The following is a 14,811-nucleotide window of genomic DNA, read 5'->3' as shown; positions in this document are numbered from 1 at the left end:
GCCGCGCTCGCGGTGCCGACGAGGAGAGTTTCGTTGTGTTGACCCATCTCGATTCCCAGGGCCGCGCCAACATGGTCGACGTCACCGACAAAGCGGTGACCTCGCGCGAGGCCAGTGCCGAGGCGCGCGTACGCATGCTGCCTGAGACCCTGCGCATGATCGTTGACGGCGATCATCCCAAGGGCGACGTATTTGCCGTGGCGCGCATCGCCGGTATCCAGGCGGCGAAGAAGACCCATGAGCTGATCCCCCTGTGCCATCCGCTGCTGCTGACCGGCGTCAAGGTCGAGCTGGCCGCAGAGGGTGACGACTGCGTGCGTATCGTCGCGCGCTGCAAGCTGGCCGGGCAGACCGGTGTGGAGATGGAGGCGTTGACCGCCGCCAGCGTCGCCGCGCTGACTATTTACGACATGTGCAAGGCGGTGGATCGCGGCATGACCCTCGAGAACGTCCGTCTGCTGCACAAGGCCGGTGGCAAGAGTGGCGAGTACCGCCTGGAGGAGGCCGAATGATCCGCGTGCAGTATTTCGCCCGTTACCGTGAGGTGCTGGGCATCGACGGCGAGCAATTGCAGGGCGGCGAGCTGACCAGCCTGGAGGCGCTGCGCCAGCACCTGCTGGAGCGCGGCGGCGTGTGGCAGGTACTGGCCGAGCAGAATCTGATGTGTGCACGCAATCAGGAGCTGTGCAGCCTGGAAACCGAGCTGGCCGATGGTGATGAAGTGGCTTTCTTCCCCACGGTGACCGGAGGCTGAGATGGGTGTTCGGGTTCAGGCCGAGCCGTTCGATCCGGGCGTCGAGGTCAATGCGCTGCACGCCGCCAACCTGGGCATTGGCGCGGTGGCCAGCTTCATCGGCTACGTGCGCGACTACAACGATGGCCAGGACGTGCGCGGCATGTTCCTCGAGCACTACCCGGGCATGACCGAGAAGGCCCTGGAGAAGATCGCAGCCGAGGCCGGCGAGCGCTGGCCGCTGCTGCGCGTCGAGGTATTACACCGGGTTGGCCGCCTGCGGCCGGGCGAGCCGATCGTTTTCGTCGGCACCGCCAGCGCCCATCGCCAGGCGGCCTTCGACGCCTGCAACTTCATCATGGATTACCTGAAGACCCGTGCGCCGTTCTGGAAAAAGGAAGACACGCCGGAAGGCGAGCGCTGGGTCGAAGGGCGCGCCAGCGACCAGGCCGCGCTGCAACGCTGGCACGACTGACCTGCGGCACTATTCAACTTGGCACGTGCAGGGCCAGGTACAGGCGAAAGGCGATGGGCATGAGGGTGACCAGCACGCCCACGCCGATCAGGCGCACGCCCCATTCGTGCTCGCGGTAATTGAAACCGAAACCGAGTAGCAGAAAACCACTCACCAGCAGCGCCAGCATGATGTTGAAGCTGTCCATGGTGCTCCCCCTTGTTTTCCTCAGGGTAGACGGCGCGCCGCTGCGTTGAACTGATCCGGGGCAAGTCTGGGGCGCTTATCGCTCGCCGTTATGCCGCATCATTTGCCCGGACCAGCTGAGTAATTAAGTCTTTGAATGGCTAGGCGCACGAGCCTGTTCGCGTCCATGCTTGCTTCTCGAATCGTGCCGCAGGAGAGATCGTGCTCATGGAGTCGCAACACTTCGACGTTCTGATCATCGGTGCCGGGCTGTCTGGTATTGGCATGGCCTGCCACCTCAGCCAGAACTGCCCACAGCGGCGCTTCGCCATTCTGGAGCGGCGCCAGGCATTGGGTGGGACCTGGGATCTGTTTCGCTATCCCGGTGTGCGCTCCGATTCGGACATGTTCAGCTTCGGTTTTGCCCTGCGCCCTTGGAATGGCCTGAAAGTGCTTGCCGATGGTGCCTCGATCCGTCAGTACCTGGGCGATACCGCCCGTGAGTTTGGTGTGGATCGGCACATTCACTATGGCGTCGATCTGCTCTCGGCCAACTGGTCCAGCGCGCAGCGGCGCTGGTTGCTGGTCGGGCGCGACATGCAGAGTGGTGAAGCGCGCCACTACAGTTGCGACTTCCTGGTTTCCTGCACCGGTTATTACGATTATGCCGAGGGCTATCAACCTGACTTCCCTGGCCTGCAGGACTATCGCGGACGCTTCGTTCATCCGCAGAAGTGGCCGGAAGATCTCGACTACCGGGACAAGCGCGTGGTGGTGATCGGCAGCGGCGCCACTGCAGTGACCCTGGTGCCGGCGATGGCCGAGCAGGCTGCGCAGGTCACCATGCTGCAGCGCTCGCCCACCTACATCTTCTCGGTGCCGTCGTGCGACAAGCTGTCGGGCCTGTTGATCAAGATTCTGCCGGAGCGCTGGGTCTATCGCCTGGCGCGCCAGCGCAACATTGCCATGCAGCGGCAGATGTTCAAGGCCGCCAAGCGCTGGCCGCGTTTCGTACGCTGGATATTGCTGCGCGGGGTGCGCAGGCAACTCGGTGCGCAGGCCGAGCTGGGCGATTTCACCCCCCGTTATCAGCCTTGGGATGAGCGCCTGTGTGCCGTGCCGGATGGCGATCTGTTTCGTGCCCTGCGCAGCGGCAAGGCGCAGGTGGTGACCGATCATATCGACACCTTCACCACCGAGGGCATCCGTTTGAAGTCCGGTCGCGAACTGGCGGCGGACATCGTCGTCAGCGCCACCGGCCTCAAGCTGCAATTGCTTGGCGGTATGCGCCTGAGCGTCGATGGTGAGCCCGCCGACCCTTCCAGCAAGCTGGTGTACAAGGGCGTGCTGGTGCAGGACGTGCCGAACGCGGCGTGGATCTTCGGCTACACCAATGCGTCATGGACGCTCAAGGCCGATATCGCCGCCGAGTACATCTGCCGCCTGCTCAATCATATGCAGGATCGCGGGCAGCAAGTGGTTGTTGCGCGGGACGAACAGGGCTGCGCGCTGGACGCCAGCGTGATGAGCTCGCTCAACTCCGGTTATGTAAAGCGCGGCGCCGATCTGCTGCCGCGCCAGGGCGATCGCGCGCCCTGGCAGGTGCTCAATGACTATCGGACGGATGCACGGCTGCTGCGCAAGGCGCCCATCGAGGATGGGGTGCTGCGCTTCGAGGATTTTCGCGCGGCTGGGGAGGATGCTCGTGAATCGCAAGAGGTCGCTCCGGCTCAGCGTGCCTAGGCTGGGCGTCGAGGTTCTGCGGCTGGTAGCAGACTGATCAGCAGCGTGCCGGGCAATAGCGCCAGTGCAAGCAGCGGGAGTTGTGCTGCCATCAGCTCCAGCAGGATTTCGCGGCTGCTCCAGGTCGTGCCGAAGGCTTGGGCGAGCAGGAAGGCGGAGAAGCAGCAGGCCAGCAGCGTGCAGCCAGCAAAAACGCTCACGCACCTGGTCTTGTTATGCAACCAGCGGTGCAGCGACAGGAAGATCAGCATGCCGGGAAAGGCAGCAATCAGTGCGATGGCTGCCGTCCCACCTTCTATCAACTCCGGCCACTCAAGCGTCAGGCGCTGCTGGCGCAGGCTGCCGGTCAGCAGCGCGATGAACAGGGCTGCGCTGGGTGCGATCGCCAGACTTGCCAGTAGCGAATTGGCAAAGCGGCGCATTTCAGATGGCGCCGCCGGCCTTCAGCTCGGCGATACGCTCGGCGCTATAGCCCAGCTCGCCCAGCACCTGAGCGTTGTGCTCACCCAGTTGCGGGCCTGTCCACTCCACACTGCCGGGTGTCTCGGACAGCTTCGGCACGATGCCGGGCATTCTGAACGGCCTGCCGTCCGGCAACTTGGCCGAGAGGAACATCTCACGGGCGAGGAATTGCGGGTCGGCGAACATGTCCTCGGCCGAGTAGATACGGCTGGCCGGCACTTCGGCGCGCACCAGTACGGCCTCCACCTCGGCCAGGGGCAGTGAGGCGGCCCAGCGGTCGATCACGCCATAGAGTTCGTCGCGACGGGTATCGCGGCCGGCGTTGTCGGCCAGCGCCGGGTCGCTGGCCAGGTCTTCTCTATCGATGGCGCGCATAAAGCGCTGGAAGATGGCATCGCCGTTGGCGCCGATCTGGATGTGCTTGCCATCGGCGCAGGTGTGGATGGAGGAGGGCGTGATGCCGGGCATGATGTTGCCGCTGCGTTCGCGAATGAAGCCGAACACGTCGAACTCCGGCACCATCGACTCCATCATGGCGAACACCGCTTCATAGAGCGCCACGTCCACCACCTGGCCACTACCGCCGTTGACCTCGCGCTGGCGCAGCGCCATCAGTGCGCCAATCACGCCCCACAACGCGGCGATGGAGTCGCCGATGCTGATGCCGGTACGCACCGGCGGGCGATCCTCGAAGCCGGTGATGTAGCGCAGCCCGCCCATGGATTCACCTACTGCGCCGAAGCCGGGCTGGTCCTTCATCGGCCCGCTCTGGCCGAAGCCCGACAGGCGCACCATCACCAGCCTGGGGTTCAGTGCATGCAGCACGTCCCAGCCCAGGCCGAGCTTTTCCAGCACGCCGGGGCGGAAGTTCTCGATCAGAATGTCGGCCTCGGCCAGCAGCTTCTTCAGCACCTCGCGACCGTCCTCGTGCTTGAGGTTGAGGGTGATCGAGCGCTTGTTGCGCGCCTGCACGAACCACCACAGCGAGGTGCCCTCGTACAGCTTGCGCCACTTGCGCAGCGGATCGCCGCCGTCCGGCGATTCCACCTTGATCACCTCGGCGCCGAACTCGGCGCAGATGCGCGAGGCGAAGGGACCGGCGATCAGGGTGCCGAGCTCGATCACTTTCAGGCCGGCGAGGGGTTTGCTGGGGATCATGCGTTCTCCTGTAACTGCGACCTGGTTGGCGCACCATGAACTTTCGTCGGTGGAGTATCTGCGGTTAAATCGCCGGGCGAAAGGATGCGCGCGCTCTCTGCCCCGGAAGGCTTCTCCCTCCCGCTTTTCCATTCCCTCTCGCAGTTGTATTCCCGTGCCGATTTTCAGGTCTGCGCTGGGCGCGTGTATGCGGTCGTCATACGACCGTTTGAAAATATTACATGTGAGCAATTGCACTATTACATGTGAGCTTCTAGTCTCGCTTCATGGAAAGCAAATCATCAGCCCATTACCAGCGCCTTTTTCGGCAGCGCCTGCGCGAGCAGGGGCTGGTCAAGAAAGAGGTGTGGATACTGCCCGAGCATGCTCAGACGCTCGCGGCGTTCGAGCGGAAACTGCGCCAGCCTCAGCCGAAGCTGGCCTCTACGGAGAAGGAGGGAGGTGCCATGCCTCAGGTTTGGACTGCACAAGGTATGTTCGATGCGCTGTCTGCGGCGGAGTTGTTCAAGGACGGGCGCGCCGCCATCGAGCTGATTCAGGGGGCTGACGCCGGTTTGCACGTCACTATGCGTGAATACGGTGACCTGCCGCTGTTTATGGCAGTGGTGGGCGAGCAGATCATCGTCGAAGCGCTGCTCTGGCCGGCCAGTGAGGTGCGTGATGTCGCCGCCTTCAACGAGGAAGTGCTGCGCAGCCACAAGCTGTTCCCGCTGTCGTCTATCGGCCTTGAAACTCTGCCGAATGGCCAGGCCTGCTACACCATGTTTGGCGCACTGAGCGCTTCTTCGAGCCTGTCCGACGTGGTGCTGGAAATCGAGCTGCTGGCGGACAATGTGATCAAAGCGACCGAGGCCTACGAAGGCTTCCTCAAGACTGCCTAAGGAGAGTGCCATGAACGTGTGGAGCAAATTGCTGACCGCCCTGCGCGGCGGTGCCAATGAAGTGGGCGAGGCCATGGTGGATAGCCAGGCGCTGCGCATCCTTGACCAGGAAATCCGCGACGCCGACCTGGAGCTGCGCAAGTCCAAGGAGGCGCTGGCCGAGATCATGGCCAAGCAGAAGTTGGCCGCTGATCGTGCCGAAAAGAGCGCGGCCAAGGTCGCCGAGTACGAACAGTATGCGCTCAAGGCCCTGGAGGCCGGCAACGAGGTGCTCGCACAGGAAGTGGCGGTGAAGATCGCCAACCTCGAAGTCGAAGTCGCTGCTGAACGCGAGCAGGCCGAGGGCTATGCCGCGAGCGTGGCGCAACTGCGCAAGGCGGTGAGCCAGGCCGAGGCCAACATCAAGCGCCTCAAGCAGCAGGTGGATACGGTCAAGGCCACCGAGAGCGTGCAGAAGGCGCAGATGGCCGTGGCCCAGCGCTACGGCGGCTCCCAGGCCAAGCTGCATACCGCGGTCGAGTCGCTGGAGCGGATCAAGCAGCAGCAGGCCGAGCGTGCGGCAAAGATGGAGGCCGCGGCGGAACTGGCCGAAGCTGCCAACATCGACGACTCGCTGGAGGCCAAGCTGCGCGCGGCGGGTATCAAGGCCGACAACGCCAGCGCCGAAAGCGTGCTGGCGCGCCTCAAGGAGAAGGCCAAGTCCTGATCGTTGTGCTTTAAGGCGCAGTTCGCTGCGCCGCTTGATTCAGGGATAGGAACTCGATGGAAAATTTCCTGCACAGCGCTTTTGCGTTTCCCACCGTCATCTTCAGCTTCCTGCTGTGCGTGGCGGTACTGTACTGGTGCGTTGCCGCATTGGGCATTCTCGATGTCGACGTGCTCGATATCGAAGCCGATTCCACCCTCGACTCGGTACAGCCCGAAGGCCTCGCAGGCCTGCTGCTCAAGCTGGGCCTCAATGGCGTGCCGGTGACTCTGGTGCTGACCCTGCTGTTCTTTTTCGCCTGGGTCGCCTGCTACTTCGTCGAACTCCTGCTGCTACGCCATTTGCCGCTGGGCCTGCTGCGTTACCCGCTGGGCCTGGTGCTGATGTTCGCTGCGCTGTGCTGTGCCGTGCCGATCACCGCCACGCTATGCCGTCCGCTGCGGCCGCTGTTCCGCAAGCTGGAGGCGACGACCAGCAAGTCGGTGCTGGGACAGACCGCCGTGGTGCGCAGCGGGCGGGTCACCCTCAGCCATGGTGAAGCGATTCTGGAAGACGGTGGCGCGGGCCTGATCCTGCGCGTGCGTGCCGACGAGGCACGTGGTTTCAAACGCGGCGATCGCGTCGTGTTGCTGGAGTATCTGGAGGGCGAACACGCCTACCGGGTCATTACCGAGGACGAGTTCCAAGGCCTTTGAGCCGCTGGGTCGTTTTTAGAATCAAAGGAGATTGATTGCAATGAGCCTCGAAATGGTGATGCCTTTCCTGATGGGCGTCGGTTTGTTCTTCTTGGTGATCTTCGGCTTCTTCGTGCTGTTCAAGGCCTTCTACATCAAGGTCCCGCAGGGCACGGCGCTGATCGTCAACGACATGTCCTCGACGCCCAAGGTGCACTTCACCGGCGCCCTGGTCTATCCGGTGATCTACCTCAAGGAGTTCATGAAGATCTCCCTGATCACCCTGGAAGTCGATCGCCGTGGCAAGGACGGCCTGATCTGCAAGGACAACATGCGCGCCGACATCACCGTGGCCTTCTACCTGCGCGTCAACGAGACCCAGGAAGACGTGCTCAAGGTGGCCAAGGCCATCGGCGTCGATCGCGCCTCCGATCGTGGCGCGGTCAATGACCTGTTCAACGCCAAGTTCTCCGAGGCGCTGAAGACCGTCGGCAAGCAGTTCGACTTCGTCCAGCTGTTCGAGAACCGTCAGGACTTCCGCGACCGTATCGTCGAGACCATCGGTAACGACCTCAACGGCTATGTGCTGGAAGACGTCGCCATCGACTACCTGGAGCAGACCGCGAAGAATTCCCTGGACCCGAGCAACATTCTCGACGCCGAGGGCATTCGCAAGATCACCCAGCTGACCGCCGCGCAGAACGTCATCACCAACGAGCTGGAGCGTAACGAAGAGCTGGCGATCAAGAAGAAGAACGTCGAGACCCGTGAGGCCACCCTGGCCCTGGAACGCCAGCAGGCCGATGCCGAGGCCCGGCAGAAGCGCGAGATCGAGACCATCCGTGCCCGCGAGGAAGCCGAGACCATCAAGGTCAAGGAAGAGGAGCGCCTCAAGGCCGAGCAGGCCCGCATCCAGTCGCAGCAGGAGATCGACGTACGCGCCGAAAACCACCAGCGCGAAGTGGAAGTGGCGCAGCAGAACCGCCAGCGCGCCGTGGTCATCGAGGTGGAGAAAGTCACCCGTGCCAAGGATCTGGAAGTGGTGGCCCGCGAGCGTGAGGTCGAGCTGCAGCGCATTGAGGCCGAGAAGGCCCTGGAAGAGCAGCGCAAGAACATCGCCAACGTGATCCGCGAGCGCGTCGCCGTGGAGAAGACCGTGGCCCAGGAAGAAGAGCGCATCAAGGAAGTGCGCGAAGTCTCCGAAGCCGAGCGCGCCAAGCAGGTCATCGTCCTGCAGGCGCAGGCCGAGGCCGAGCAGGAGCTGGTGCGCCAGGTCAAGCAGGCCGAAGCCGACGAGACCCGCTCCAAGCACAAGGCCGTGGAAATCAACAACCTGGCCCAGGCGGAGCTGGAAGCCGCGGCCAAGCAGGCCGAGGCGAAGAAGCGCATGGCCGAAGGTATCGAAGCCGAGCGCGCGGCGCCGGGTCTGGCTGACGCCCGCGTGCTGGAGGTCACCGCCGCGGCGAAAGAGAAGGACGGTCTGGCCGCGGCACGGGTCAAGGCCGAGCAGCTGATCGCCGAAGCCAAGGGTGAGCAGGAGAAAGGTCTGGCCGAGGCCCGCGTGCTGGAAGCGCAAGCCGCCGCCAAGGAAAAAGACGGCCTGGCCGAAGCCAAGGTGCTGGAAGAGAAACTCGGCGCCCAGGCGCGCGGCGAGCAGCAGCTCGGCGTGGCCAAGGCCCAGGCGACCAAGGACCTGGGTACGGCCGAAGCGGACATCCTGCTGCAGCGCCTGAACGCCGAAGCGGAAGGTCTGGGCAAGAAGTTCGGTGCCCTCGACGCGCTCAGCGACAGCGCTCGCCAGCACGAAGAGTTCCGCATGCAGCTGGAGAAGAGCTTCGAGGAGGCCATGGCCGCCATCGCCGCCAACAAGGACATCGCCAAAGACCAGGCCGAGGTGCTGGCCACCGCGCTGGGCAAGGCGAAGATCGAGATCGTCGGCGGCGAAGGCGACTTCTTCAACTCCTTCGCCAAGTCGCTGTCGGTGGGCAAGGCCATCGAGGGCGTGGTTGGCAAGAGCCCGGTAGTGCAGGACGTGCTGTCCCGCCTGCTGGCGGGCAAGGCTCCGGCTGCTTCGGTGCTGGCCGACAAGCTCGACGGTGAGACTCCGGCTGCCGGCGCCTGATTCATCTGTGCAACGCAGTGGGTGTGGGGCCCGCTGCGTCACTTCTCAACGCTGTAGACAGGGAATGCTTATGTCCGAATCAAGAGATTATCTGGAACTGTCCTTCCGCTCGATCCAGTGCTTCGCCAACGATGGCCGCCTGGATGTGCACGAGCTGGGCGCGCTGCTGGACATCGCCGAGCGCGATGGGGTGATCGACGACAACGAGATTCGTGTACTGAAGAACATCGTCGCGCGGATCAAGCCCGAGGAAATCGATCAGGCCATGCAGGACAAGATGGCGCAGGTCATGCAGAAGATCGGCGCCTGAGTGCCGCCCGGGCCACCAGCTTTTCGCCGGCGGTCCACAGGGGCTTGTTCAAGCTCCACCTCCACTCGCTAGTTCAGTCTCGCTCGGTTGGGCGCAGTTGCCTGCCCGCCGGGCCGATCCAGGAAGATCACGATGTCGGACGCACACACCCAGGACGTATTGGACAAGGCCGTTGCCGAGGGTGGCGCCTACGAGGTGCTGCACAAGCGCCTGCAGGACCAGGGCCAGCGCCTGCGCCAGACCGCCGAGCAGCTCAACCAGCAGCGCCTGGCGGAGTTTGGCAGCAGCCAGATGGAGGTGGTCGGGCGAGTGCGCATCCGCACCGAGAACAACTGCATCGCCCGCGACATCGTGCAGGTCGGCGACTGCCTGCTGTTTGGCTACAACGTGTTCCTCGGCCTGAAGAAGGAGACCCGCGTCGAGGACGTGTTCTCCCTCTACCGCCTGGTCGAGCAGGAAGAGGGCTACGAGGCCGAGCCGGTGCCACTGGCAGGCAGCTTCCTGGCCCAGGCCAGTTTCGTGGCCGACTTCAACGAGCTGTACAGCTACTACAAGAACACCCGTCTGCTGCAGCTGATGGTGCGTGACGGCAAGCTGCTGGCGAGTTTTCAGATCGGCGAACGGATCAGCGACATCCGCGTGTTCCGCTGGTCGATCTCGGTCGACGGCCAGGAGATTCGCTACATCGACAACCGCGGCGAGCGCGATATCGCGCTGCCGGCGCCCTTCGATTTCGAGTGGACCAGGGCCAGCCGCGAGATGGTGGTCGAAGGTCGCCACCCGCACGTCAACATCCTCGACACCCTGTTCGTCGAGACCATCAACGGTGACCTGACCATCAAGGTCGAGAACAACACCGAGGATGGCCTGGGCATCTACCGCGAGGAGGTGCTGGACAAGACCCAGTCCCTCGATGACAGCCAGATCGAGTTCGCCCGGGTCGGCAGCCTGCTGTTGCTGAAGATCCTGCCGTACCGCGAAGAGCAGTGGCGCTACCTGGTGTACAACGGCCTGACCGGCAAGGTCGAGCGCATCGACGCCATCGGCCTGGCCTGCGTCCAGCTGCCGGAAGACCACGGCATCATCTTCCCCGGTGGCTACTACCTGCAGAGCGGCGAGCACAAGACCTTCGAGCAGTCCATGGACGGCATGCGCTTCAAGCGCGCCGTGCGTTCGCCCAACGGCGAGGACGTGCAGTACATTTTCTACCACCCCGAGCAGGGCCGGGCGGTGCTGCTCACCTACAACATGATCAACCGCCAGCTGCAGAACCCGCTGTTCGGCCATGGCTATGCACGCCTGGAGGACGGGCGCACGGTGATCTTCGCCGCCGAAGGCGAAGAGCCGACCCGTATCCATCCGATGCAGATCTGGCAGACGCCGTTCTGCAGCGAAGAGTTCGCCGCCCGCCAGCCGGCGCGCAGCGGCTTCCTCGGCAAGATCGGCAACGCCGAGCTGGTGCGCGGGGTGTCCGACCTCTACGACCTGTGCCGCGAGATCGACACGCCGTCGGTGTCGGTACAGCGCTACGGCCTGCTGTGCCAGAACACCCGCCGCCTGTTCGACGCCTATCACTGGCTGAGCAGCGAGCAGTTGGCCGGTCTTGCGCCGCTGCTGCGCGAGATCGCCGCCACCGCCGAGCTGGTGCTAGACGAATACGAGAAGGTCGAGAGCATCCGCAAGCAGTCGGCGCATGCCATGAGCGATGCCGAGAACCGCCACAAGGCGCTGCTCGACGGCCTGCTGCCGGACAGCTGGGACCAGGTGCAGAGCTTCGTCGACGGCCTCAATGGCATCACTGCCCAGCGCGGCCTGTTGCTGACCATTCGCGAGTACCGCTACATCGATATCGCGCGCCTGGATGCGATGGAGGCCGAACTGCTGGCCGCCCAGGAGCGCACCGCCGCGGCCACCGCCAGCTTCCTCGCCAGCGAGGCGGCGCTGCAGCCCTTCGTCACCCGCCTGCAGGCCCTCGACGAGCAGGCGCAGAAGGCTGAGAGCGTGGCGCAGCTCAACGAGCCGCTGGGCGAACTACAGTCCATGGCCGCCGACCTGGACATGCTGTCCAGCCTGATGGCCTCGCTGAAGATCGACGACGCCACCCAGCGCACCCGTATCGTCGAGTCGATTTCCGAGATCTATGCGCGTCTCAACCAGGCCAAGGCGCGCGCCGAGCAGCGGCGCAAGGGGCTGGGCTCGGCCGAGACCGTGGCGCAGTTCGGCGCCCAGTTCAAACTGTTCAGCCAGGGCATCACCAATGCTCTCGGCCAGGCCCAGGACCCGGAGCGCTGCGACGAACAGCTGGCGCGCCTGCTGGTGCAGCTGGAGGAGCTGGAGAGCCAGTTCGGCGACCAGGAGCAGTTCCTCGGTGACATTCTGGCCAAGCGCGAGGAGTTGCTGGAAACCTTCGAGGCGCACAAGCAGGCATTGCTCGACGAGCGCCAGCGCAAGGCGCAGAGCGTGCTGGATGCGGCCAAGCGCATCCTCGACAGCCTCGGCCGGCGCACCGCCAAGTTCACCCAGGCCGAGGAGCTGAACGCTTTCTTCGCCGCCGACCCGCTGATCCTCAAGCTGCGCGAGATGACCGAGCGCCTGCGCGCGCTGAAAGACAGCGTCAAGGCCGACGATATTGAGGCGCGCCTCAAGGGTGCCCGCGACCAGGCGGTACGCGCCCTGCGCGACAAGAGCGAGCTGTTCGAAGAGGGCGGCAACGTCATCAAGCTCGGCCCGCGTCACCGTTTCAGCGTCAACACCCAGGAACTGGACCTGACCCTGCTGCCGCGCGGCGAGCAACTGTTCCTGCACCTGACCGGCACCGACTTTCTCGAACCCCTGGCCAATACCGAGCTGGAGGCGCTCAAGCCGTTCTGGCAGGTGGCGCTGGAGTCCGAATCCGAGCACCTGTACCGCGCCGAATACCTGGCCGGCGAAGTGCTGGCCGCCGCCGATGCCGGGCGCGAGGGGCTGAGCATCGAGCGCCTCAAGCCGTTGCTGGCGCAACCGGACGAGCTGGCCAAGCTGATCCGCGACTTCGCCGCGCCGCGCTACAAGGAAGGTTACGAGAAAGGCATTCACGATCACGATGCCGCAGTCATCCTCGCCGCGTTGCTGCCGCTGCGCGACAGCGCCGGGCTGCTGCGTTTCGGCGCCGAGGCGCGTGCGCTGGCTTGCCTGTTTTGGGATCGGCAACGCGAGGATGAGGGTGCCGCGCAATGGCCGCAGCGCGCGCGCACCAGCCGGCATATCCAGCAGCTGTTCGGTCAGGATGCCGGCCTGCGCCAGCTGCAGGCCGAGATCGAGCAAGCGCTGCAGGCCTTCCTCGCCGAGCAGCCGCTGGGGCTGGACACGGTGGTAGCGGGCGAGGCGGCCGAGTACCTGGTGCAGGAGCTTTCTGCCGAGCGTATCGAATTCGTCTTCAGCAAATACGCCAAGCAACTGCTGGAAGGCCTCAAGCTGCGCCTGCAGGGCGCGCGCATGTGGGACGACTACCAGCAGGCCCTGGCCAAGCTCGACGGCCGCCCGGCGGCGCAATGGGCACTGGCCGGCAACTGGCTGCAGGGCCTCTGCGCCCAGGACGAGTTCGCCGCGCTGCGCGGTTATGTGGCCGAAGCCACGGCCCTGGCGCTGCTTGGTGAAGGCTTCCCCGGTCGCTCCAGCGAAGTGGACCTGCGCTTCACCGTCAGCGGTTTGATGGGCGAGCACCCGCGTGTCCAGGAGCAGCAGCTGGTGCTGGCAGTGGATGATTTCTTTGCCCGCCTGCGCCGCCACCGCGAGCAGTTCCTGCCGGGGCTGCAGCGCTATCAGGCGCTGCGCCAGGAGGTGATCAATCGCGAGCGCGCGGCGCTGCGCCTGGCCGAGTTCAAGCCCAAGCCGCTCAGCTCCTTCGTCCGTAACAAGCTGATCAACGACGTGTATCTGGGCGTGATCGGCGACAACCTGGCCAAGCAGATGGGCACCGCCGGCGAGAACAAGCGCACCGACCTGATGGGCCTGCTGATGCTCATCTCGCCGCCCGGCTACGGCAAGACCACGCTGATGGAGTACGTGGCGCATCGCCTGGGCCTGATCTTCATGAAGATCAACGGCCCGGCCCTCGGCCACGAGGTGCGCTCCATCGACCCGGCGCAGGCGCCGGACGCCACTTCGCGCCAGGAGCTGGAGAAGCTCAACCTGGCGCTGGAGATGGGCAACAACGTGATGCTGTATGTCGACGACATCCAGCACACCCACCCGGAGTTCCTGCAGAAGTTCATTTCGCTGTGTGACGGCACCCGGCGCATCGAAGGCGTGTGGAAGGGCAAGACCAAGACCTACGACATGCGCGGCAGGAAGTTCTGCGTGGTGATGGCGGGCAACCCCTACACCGAGTCCGGCGAGGTCTTCAAGATTCCGGATATGCTGGCCAACCGCGCCGACATCTATAACCTCGGCGACACCCTGGGTGGCATGCAGGAGGCCTTCGCGCTGTCCTACATCGAGAACGGCCTGACCTCCAACCCGGTGCTGGCGCCGCTGGCCACCCGCGACATGGACGACGTCTACCGTTTCGTCGCCAAGGCCGAGGGCAAGCCGTTCTCCGCCAACGAGCTGAGCCACGGCTACAGCGGCGCGGAGATCAACGAGATCGTCAGCACCCTGCAGCGCCTGATGCAGGTGCGCGACGTGGTGCTCAAGGTCAACCAGCAGTACATCGCCAGCGCCGCCCAGGCCGATCACTACCGCAGCGAGCCGCCGTTCAAGCTGCAGGGCAGCTACCGCAACATGAACAAGATGGCGGAGAAGATCAGCTCGGTGATGAACGATGCCGAGCTGCTGCAGCTGATCGCCGACCACTATCAGGGCGAGTCGCAGCTGCTCACCACCGGCGCCGAGGAGAACCTGCTCAAGCTGGCCGAGTTGCGCGGCAACATGACCGCCGAACAAGGCGAGCGCTGGGCACAGATCAAGCGCGACTTCCTGCGCAACAAGGCCATGGGCGGTAGCGATACGGATGTCGGCGCGCGCGTGGTGGCTCAGCTGAATGATCTGGTCGAAGGCATTCGCGCCCTCGGCGGCAACCTGCAGCGCGAGCCGCAGAAGCAGCAGGATATTCCCTGGGACGAGCTGCTCGCCGGCCTGAACAAGCTCGGCCAGCTGCGCCCGCAGGTCGAAGTGGCCGTGCAGGCACCGCCGCAGCCGGGGGTACAGGTGCTGCTGGAGCGTCTGGCCGAGACCCTGCAGAACAGCTTCCTGCCGTTGATGAACGCCATGGACAAGAAGATCGAGATCGACCTGCGCACCCACAACCGTATGGGCGAGATGGCCAACCGGCTGCGCGAGCTGGGCCAGTTCCTCGGTGCCCCGCAGGCGCCGGTCGAGCCGGGACCGGATCAGGCGTGAAGG

Annotated in this window: 13 protein-coding genes; 10 read left to right on the top strand and 3 right to left on the bottom strand. The window is 64.5% G+C overall.

Going from position 1 to position 14,811, the window contains the following annotated elements; genetic code table 11:
• The first annotated feature begins 35 nt into the window (after nucleotides 1-35).
• From moaC to moaE, 3 genes are read left to right on the top strand one after another with little or no spacing between them, the layout of a single operon-like run.
• Entirely contained in the window at nucleotides 36-512 is a 477-nt protein-coding gene (gene moaC, locus ACF8C6_RS04070; RefSeq protein ID WP_392498109.1) for a cyclic pyranopterin monophosphate synthase MoaC, read from the top strand.
• Nucleotides 509-754 carry a MoaD/ThiS family protein gene (locus ACF8C6_RS04065; RefSeq protein WP_277688564.1) on the top strand — a complete coding sequence of 82 codons (246 nt, stop codon included), beginning with the start codon at nucleotides 509-511 and terminating at the stop codon, nucleotides 752-754. Before moaC ends, ACF8C6_RS04065 begins: the two co-directional genes overlap by 4 nt.
• Nucleotide 755: 1 nt before the next feature.
• Nucleotides 756-1,208 (top strand): molybdopterin synthase catalytic subunit MoaE, encoded by a 453-nt coding sequence (moaE, locus tag ACF8C6_RS04060; RefSeq protein ID WP_392498108.1) that lies wholly within the window; start codon nucleotides 756-758, stop codon nucleotides 1,206-1,208.
• Between the two features lie 13 nt (nucleotides 1,209-1,221).
• On the opposite strand, the gene ACF8C6_RS04055 is transcribed toward moaE, so the two are convergent.
• The gene (locus ACF8C6_RS04055) at nucleotides 1,222-1,395 is read right to left on the bottom strand and encodes a hypothetical protein (protein ID WP_392498106.1); all 174 of its coding nucleotides are present in this window, start codon (nucleotides 1,393-1,395) and stop codon (nucleotides 1,222-1,224) included.
• A gap of 206 nt (nucleotides 1,396-1,601) precedes the next feature.
• On the opposite strand from ACF8C6_RS04055, the gene ACF8C6_RS04050 reads away from it, so the two are divergent.
• A complete protein-coding gene (locus ACF8C6_RS04050; protein ID WP_392498104.1) occupies nucleotides 1,602-3,116 on the top strand; it encodes a flavin-containing monooxygenase in 1,515 nt (504 codons plus the stop codon).
• Here the strand turns inward: ACF8C6_RS04050 and ACF8C6_RS04045 are convergent.
• Entirely contained in the window at nucleotides 3,113-3,538 is a 426-nt protein-coding gene (locus tag ACF8C6_RS04045; protein WP_392498103.1) for a hypothetical protein, read from the bottom strand. The genes ACF8C6_RS04050 and ACF8C6_RS04045 overlap by 4 nt on opposite strands.
• Nucleotide 3,539: 1 nt before the next feature.
• Nucleotides 3,540-4,736, bottom strand: coding sequence for a CaiB/BaiF CoA transferase family protein (locus ACF8C6_RS04040; RefSeq protein WP_392498102.1), 1,197 nt, complete (start codon nucleotides 4,734-4,736; stop codon nucleotides 3,540-3,542).
• A 266-nt stretch (nucleotides 4,737-5,002) separates the two neighbouring features.
• Between ACF8C6_RS04040 and ACF8C6_RS04035 the strand changes: the two genes are divergently transcribed.
• The 6 genes from ACF8C6_RS04035 (at nucleotide 5,003) to ACF8C6_RS04010 (ending at nucleotide 14,808) form a co-directional block, all read left to right on the top strand.
• Nucleotides 5,003-5,617 carry a YjfI family protein gene (locus tag ACF8C6_RS04035; protein WP_392498100.1) on the top strand — a complete coding sequence of 205 codons (615 nt, stop codon included), beginning with the start codon at nucleotides 5,003-5,005 and terminating at the stop codon, nucleotides 5,615-5,617.
• A gap of 10 nt (nucleotides 5,618-5,627) precedes the next feature.
• Entirely contained in the window at nucleotides 5,628-6,323 is a 696-nt protein-coding gene (locus ACF8C6_RS04030; protein WP_392498099.1) for a PspA/IM30 family protein, read from the top strand.
• 56 nt (nucleotides 6,324-6,379) lie between these two features.
• Complete coding sequence (locus tag ACF8C6_RS04025; protein ID WP_392498098.1) at nucleotides 6,380-7,018, top strand: hypothetical protein; 639 nt, start codon at nucleotides 6,380-6,382, stop codon at nucleotides 7,016-7,018.
• 40 nt (nucleotides 7,019-7,058) lie between these two features.
• Nucleotides 7,059-9,119, top strand: a complete 2,061-nt coding sequence (locus tag ACF8C6_RS04020) for a hypothetical protein (protein ID WP_392498097.1) — start codon at nucleotides 7,059-7,061, stop codon at nucleotides 9,117-9,119.
• Nucleotides 9,120-9,189: 70 nt separating this feature from the next.
• Nucleotides 9,190-9,429 carry a hypothetical protein gene (locus tag ACF8C6_RS04015; protein ID WP_392498096.1) on the top strand — a complete coding sequence of 80 codons (240 nt, stop codon included), beginning with the start codon at nucleotides 9,190-9,192 and terminating at the stop codon, nucleotides 9,427-9,429.
• Nucleotides 9,430-9,561: 132 nt separating this feature from the next.
• The gene (locus tag ACF8C6_RS04010; protein ID WP_392498095.1) at nucleotides 9,562-14,808 is read left to right on the top strand and encodes a DNA repair ATPase; all 5,247 of its coding nucleotides are present in this window, start codon (nucleotides 9,562-9,564) and stop codon (nucleotides 14,806-14,808) included.
• Nucleotides 14,809-14,811 lie beyond the last annotated feature (3 nt).

Source organism: Pseudomonas sp. zbq_18, from assembly GCF_043102245.1.
In the GTDB taxonomy this organism is placed as follows: domain Bacteria; phylum Pseudomonadota; class Gammaproteobacteria; order Pseudomonadales; family Pseudomonadaceae; genus Aquipseudomonas.
Note: the sequence above shows the minus strand (reverse complement) of the source record. Positions and strands in the feature narration are given on the sequence as shown.

Coding starts and splice junctions, on each gene's coding strand:
- ACF8C6_RS04065 (WP_277688564.1), top strand. CDS start 509: ATGATCCGCGTGCAGTATTTCGCCCGTTACCGTGAGGTGCTGGGCATC.
- moaE (WP_392498108.1), top strand. CDS start 756: ATGGGTGTTCGGGTTCAGGCCGAGCCGTTCGATCCGGGCGTCGAGGTC.
- ACF8C6_RS04055 (WP_392498106.1), bottom strand. CDS start 1,395: ATGGACAGCTTCAACATCATGCTGGCGCTGCTGGTGAGTGGTTTTCTG.
- ACF8C6_RS04050 (WP_392498104.1), top strand. CDS start 1,602: ATGGAGTCGCAACACTTCGACGTTCTGATCATCGGTGCCGGGCTGTCT.
- ACF8C6_RS04045 (WP_392498103.1), bottom strand. CDS start 3,538: ATGCGCCGCTTTGCCAATTCGCTACTGGCAAGTCTGGCGATCGCACCC.
- ACF8C6_RS04040 (WP_392498102.1), bottom strand. CDS start 4,736: ATGATCCCCAGCAAACCCCTCGCCGGCCTGAAAGTGATCGAGCTCGGC.
- ACF8C6_RS04035 (WP_392498100.1), top strand. CDS start 5,003: ATGGAAAGCAAATCATCAGCCCATTACCAGCGCCTTTTTCGGCAGCGC.
- ACF8C6_RS04030 (WP_392498099.1), top strand. CDS start 5,628: ATGAACGTGTGGAGCAAATTGCTGACCGCCCTGCGCGGCGGTGCCAAT.
- ACF8C6_RS04025 (WP_392498098.1), top strand. CDS start 6,380: ATGGAAAATTTCCTGCACAGCGCTTTTGCGTTTCCCACCGTCATCTTC.
- ACF8C6_RS04020 (WP_392498097.1), top strand. CDS start 7,059: ATGAGCCTCGAAATGGTGATGCCTTTCCTGATGGGCGTCGGTTTGTTC.
- ACF8C6_RS04015 (WP_392498096.1), top strand. CDS start 9,190: ATGTCCGAATCAAGAGATTATCTGGAACTGTCCTTCCGCTCGATCCAG.
- ACF8C6_RS04010 (WP_392498095.1), top strand. CDS start 9,562: ATGTCGGACGCACACACCCAGGACGTATTGGACAAGGCCGTTGCCGAG.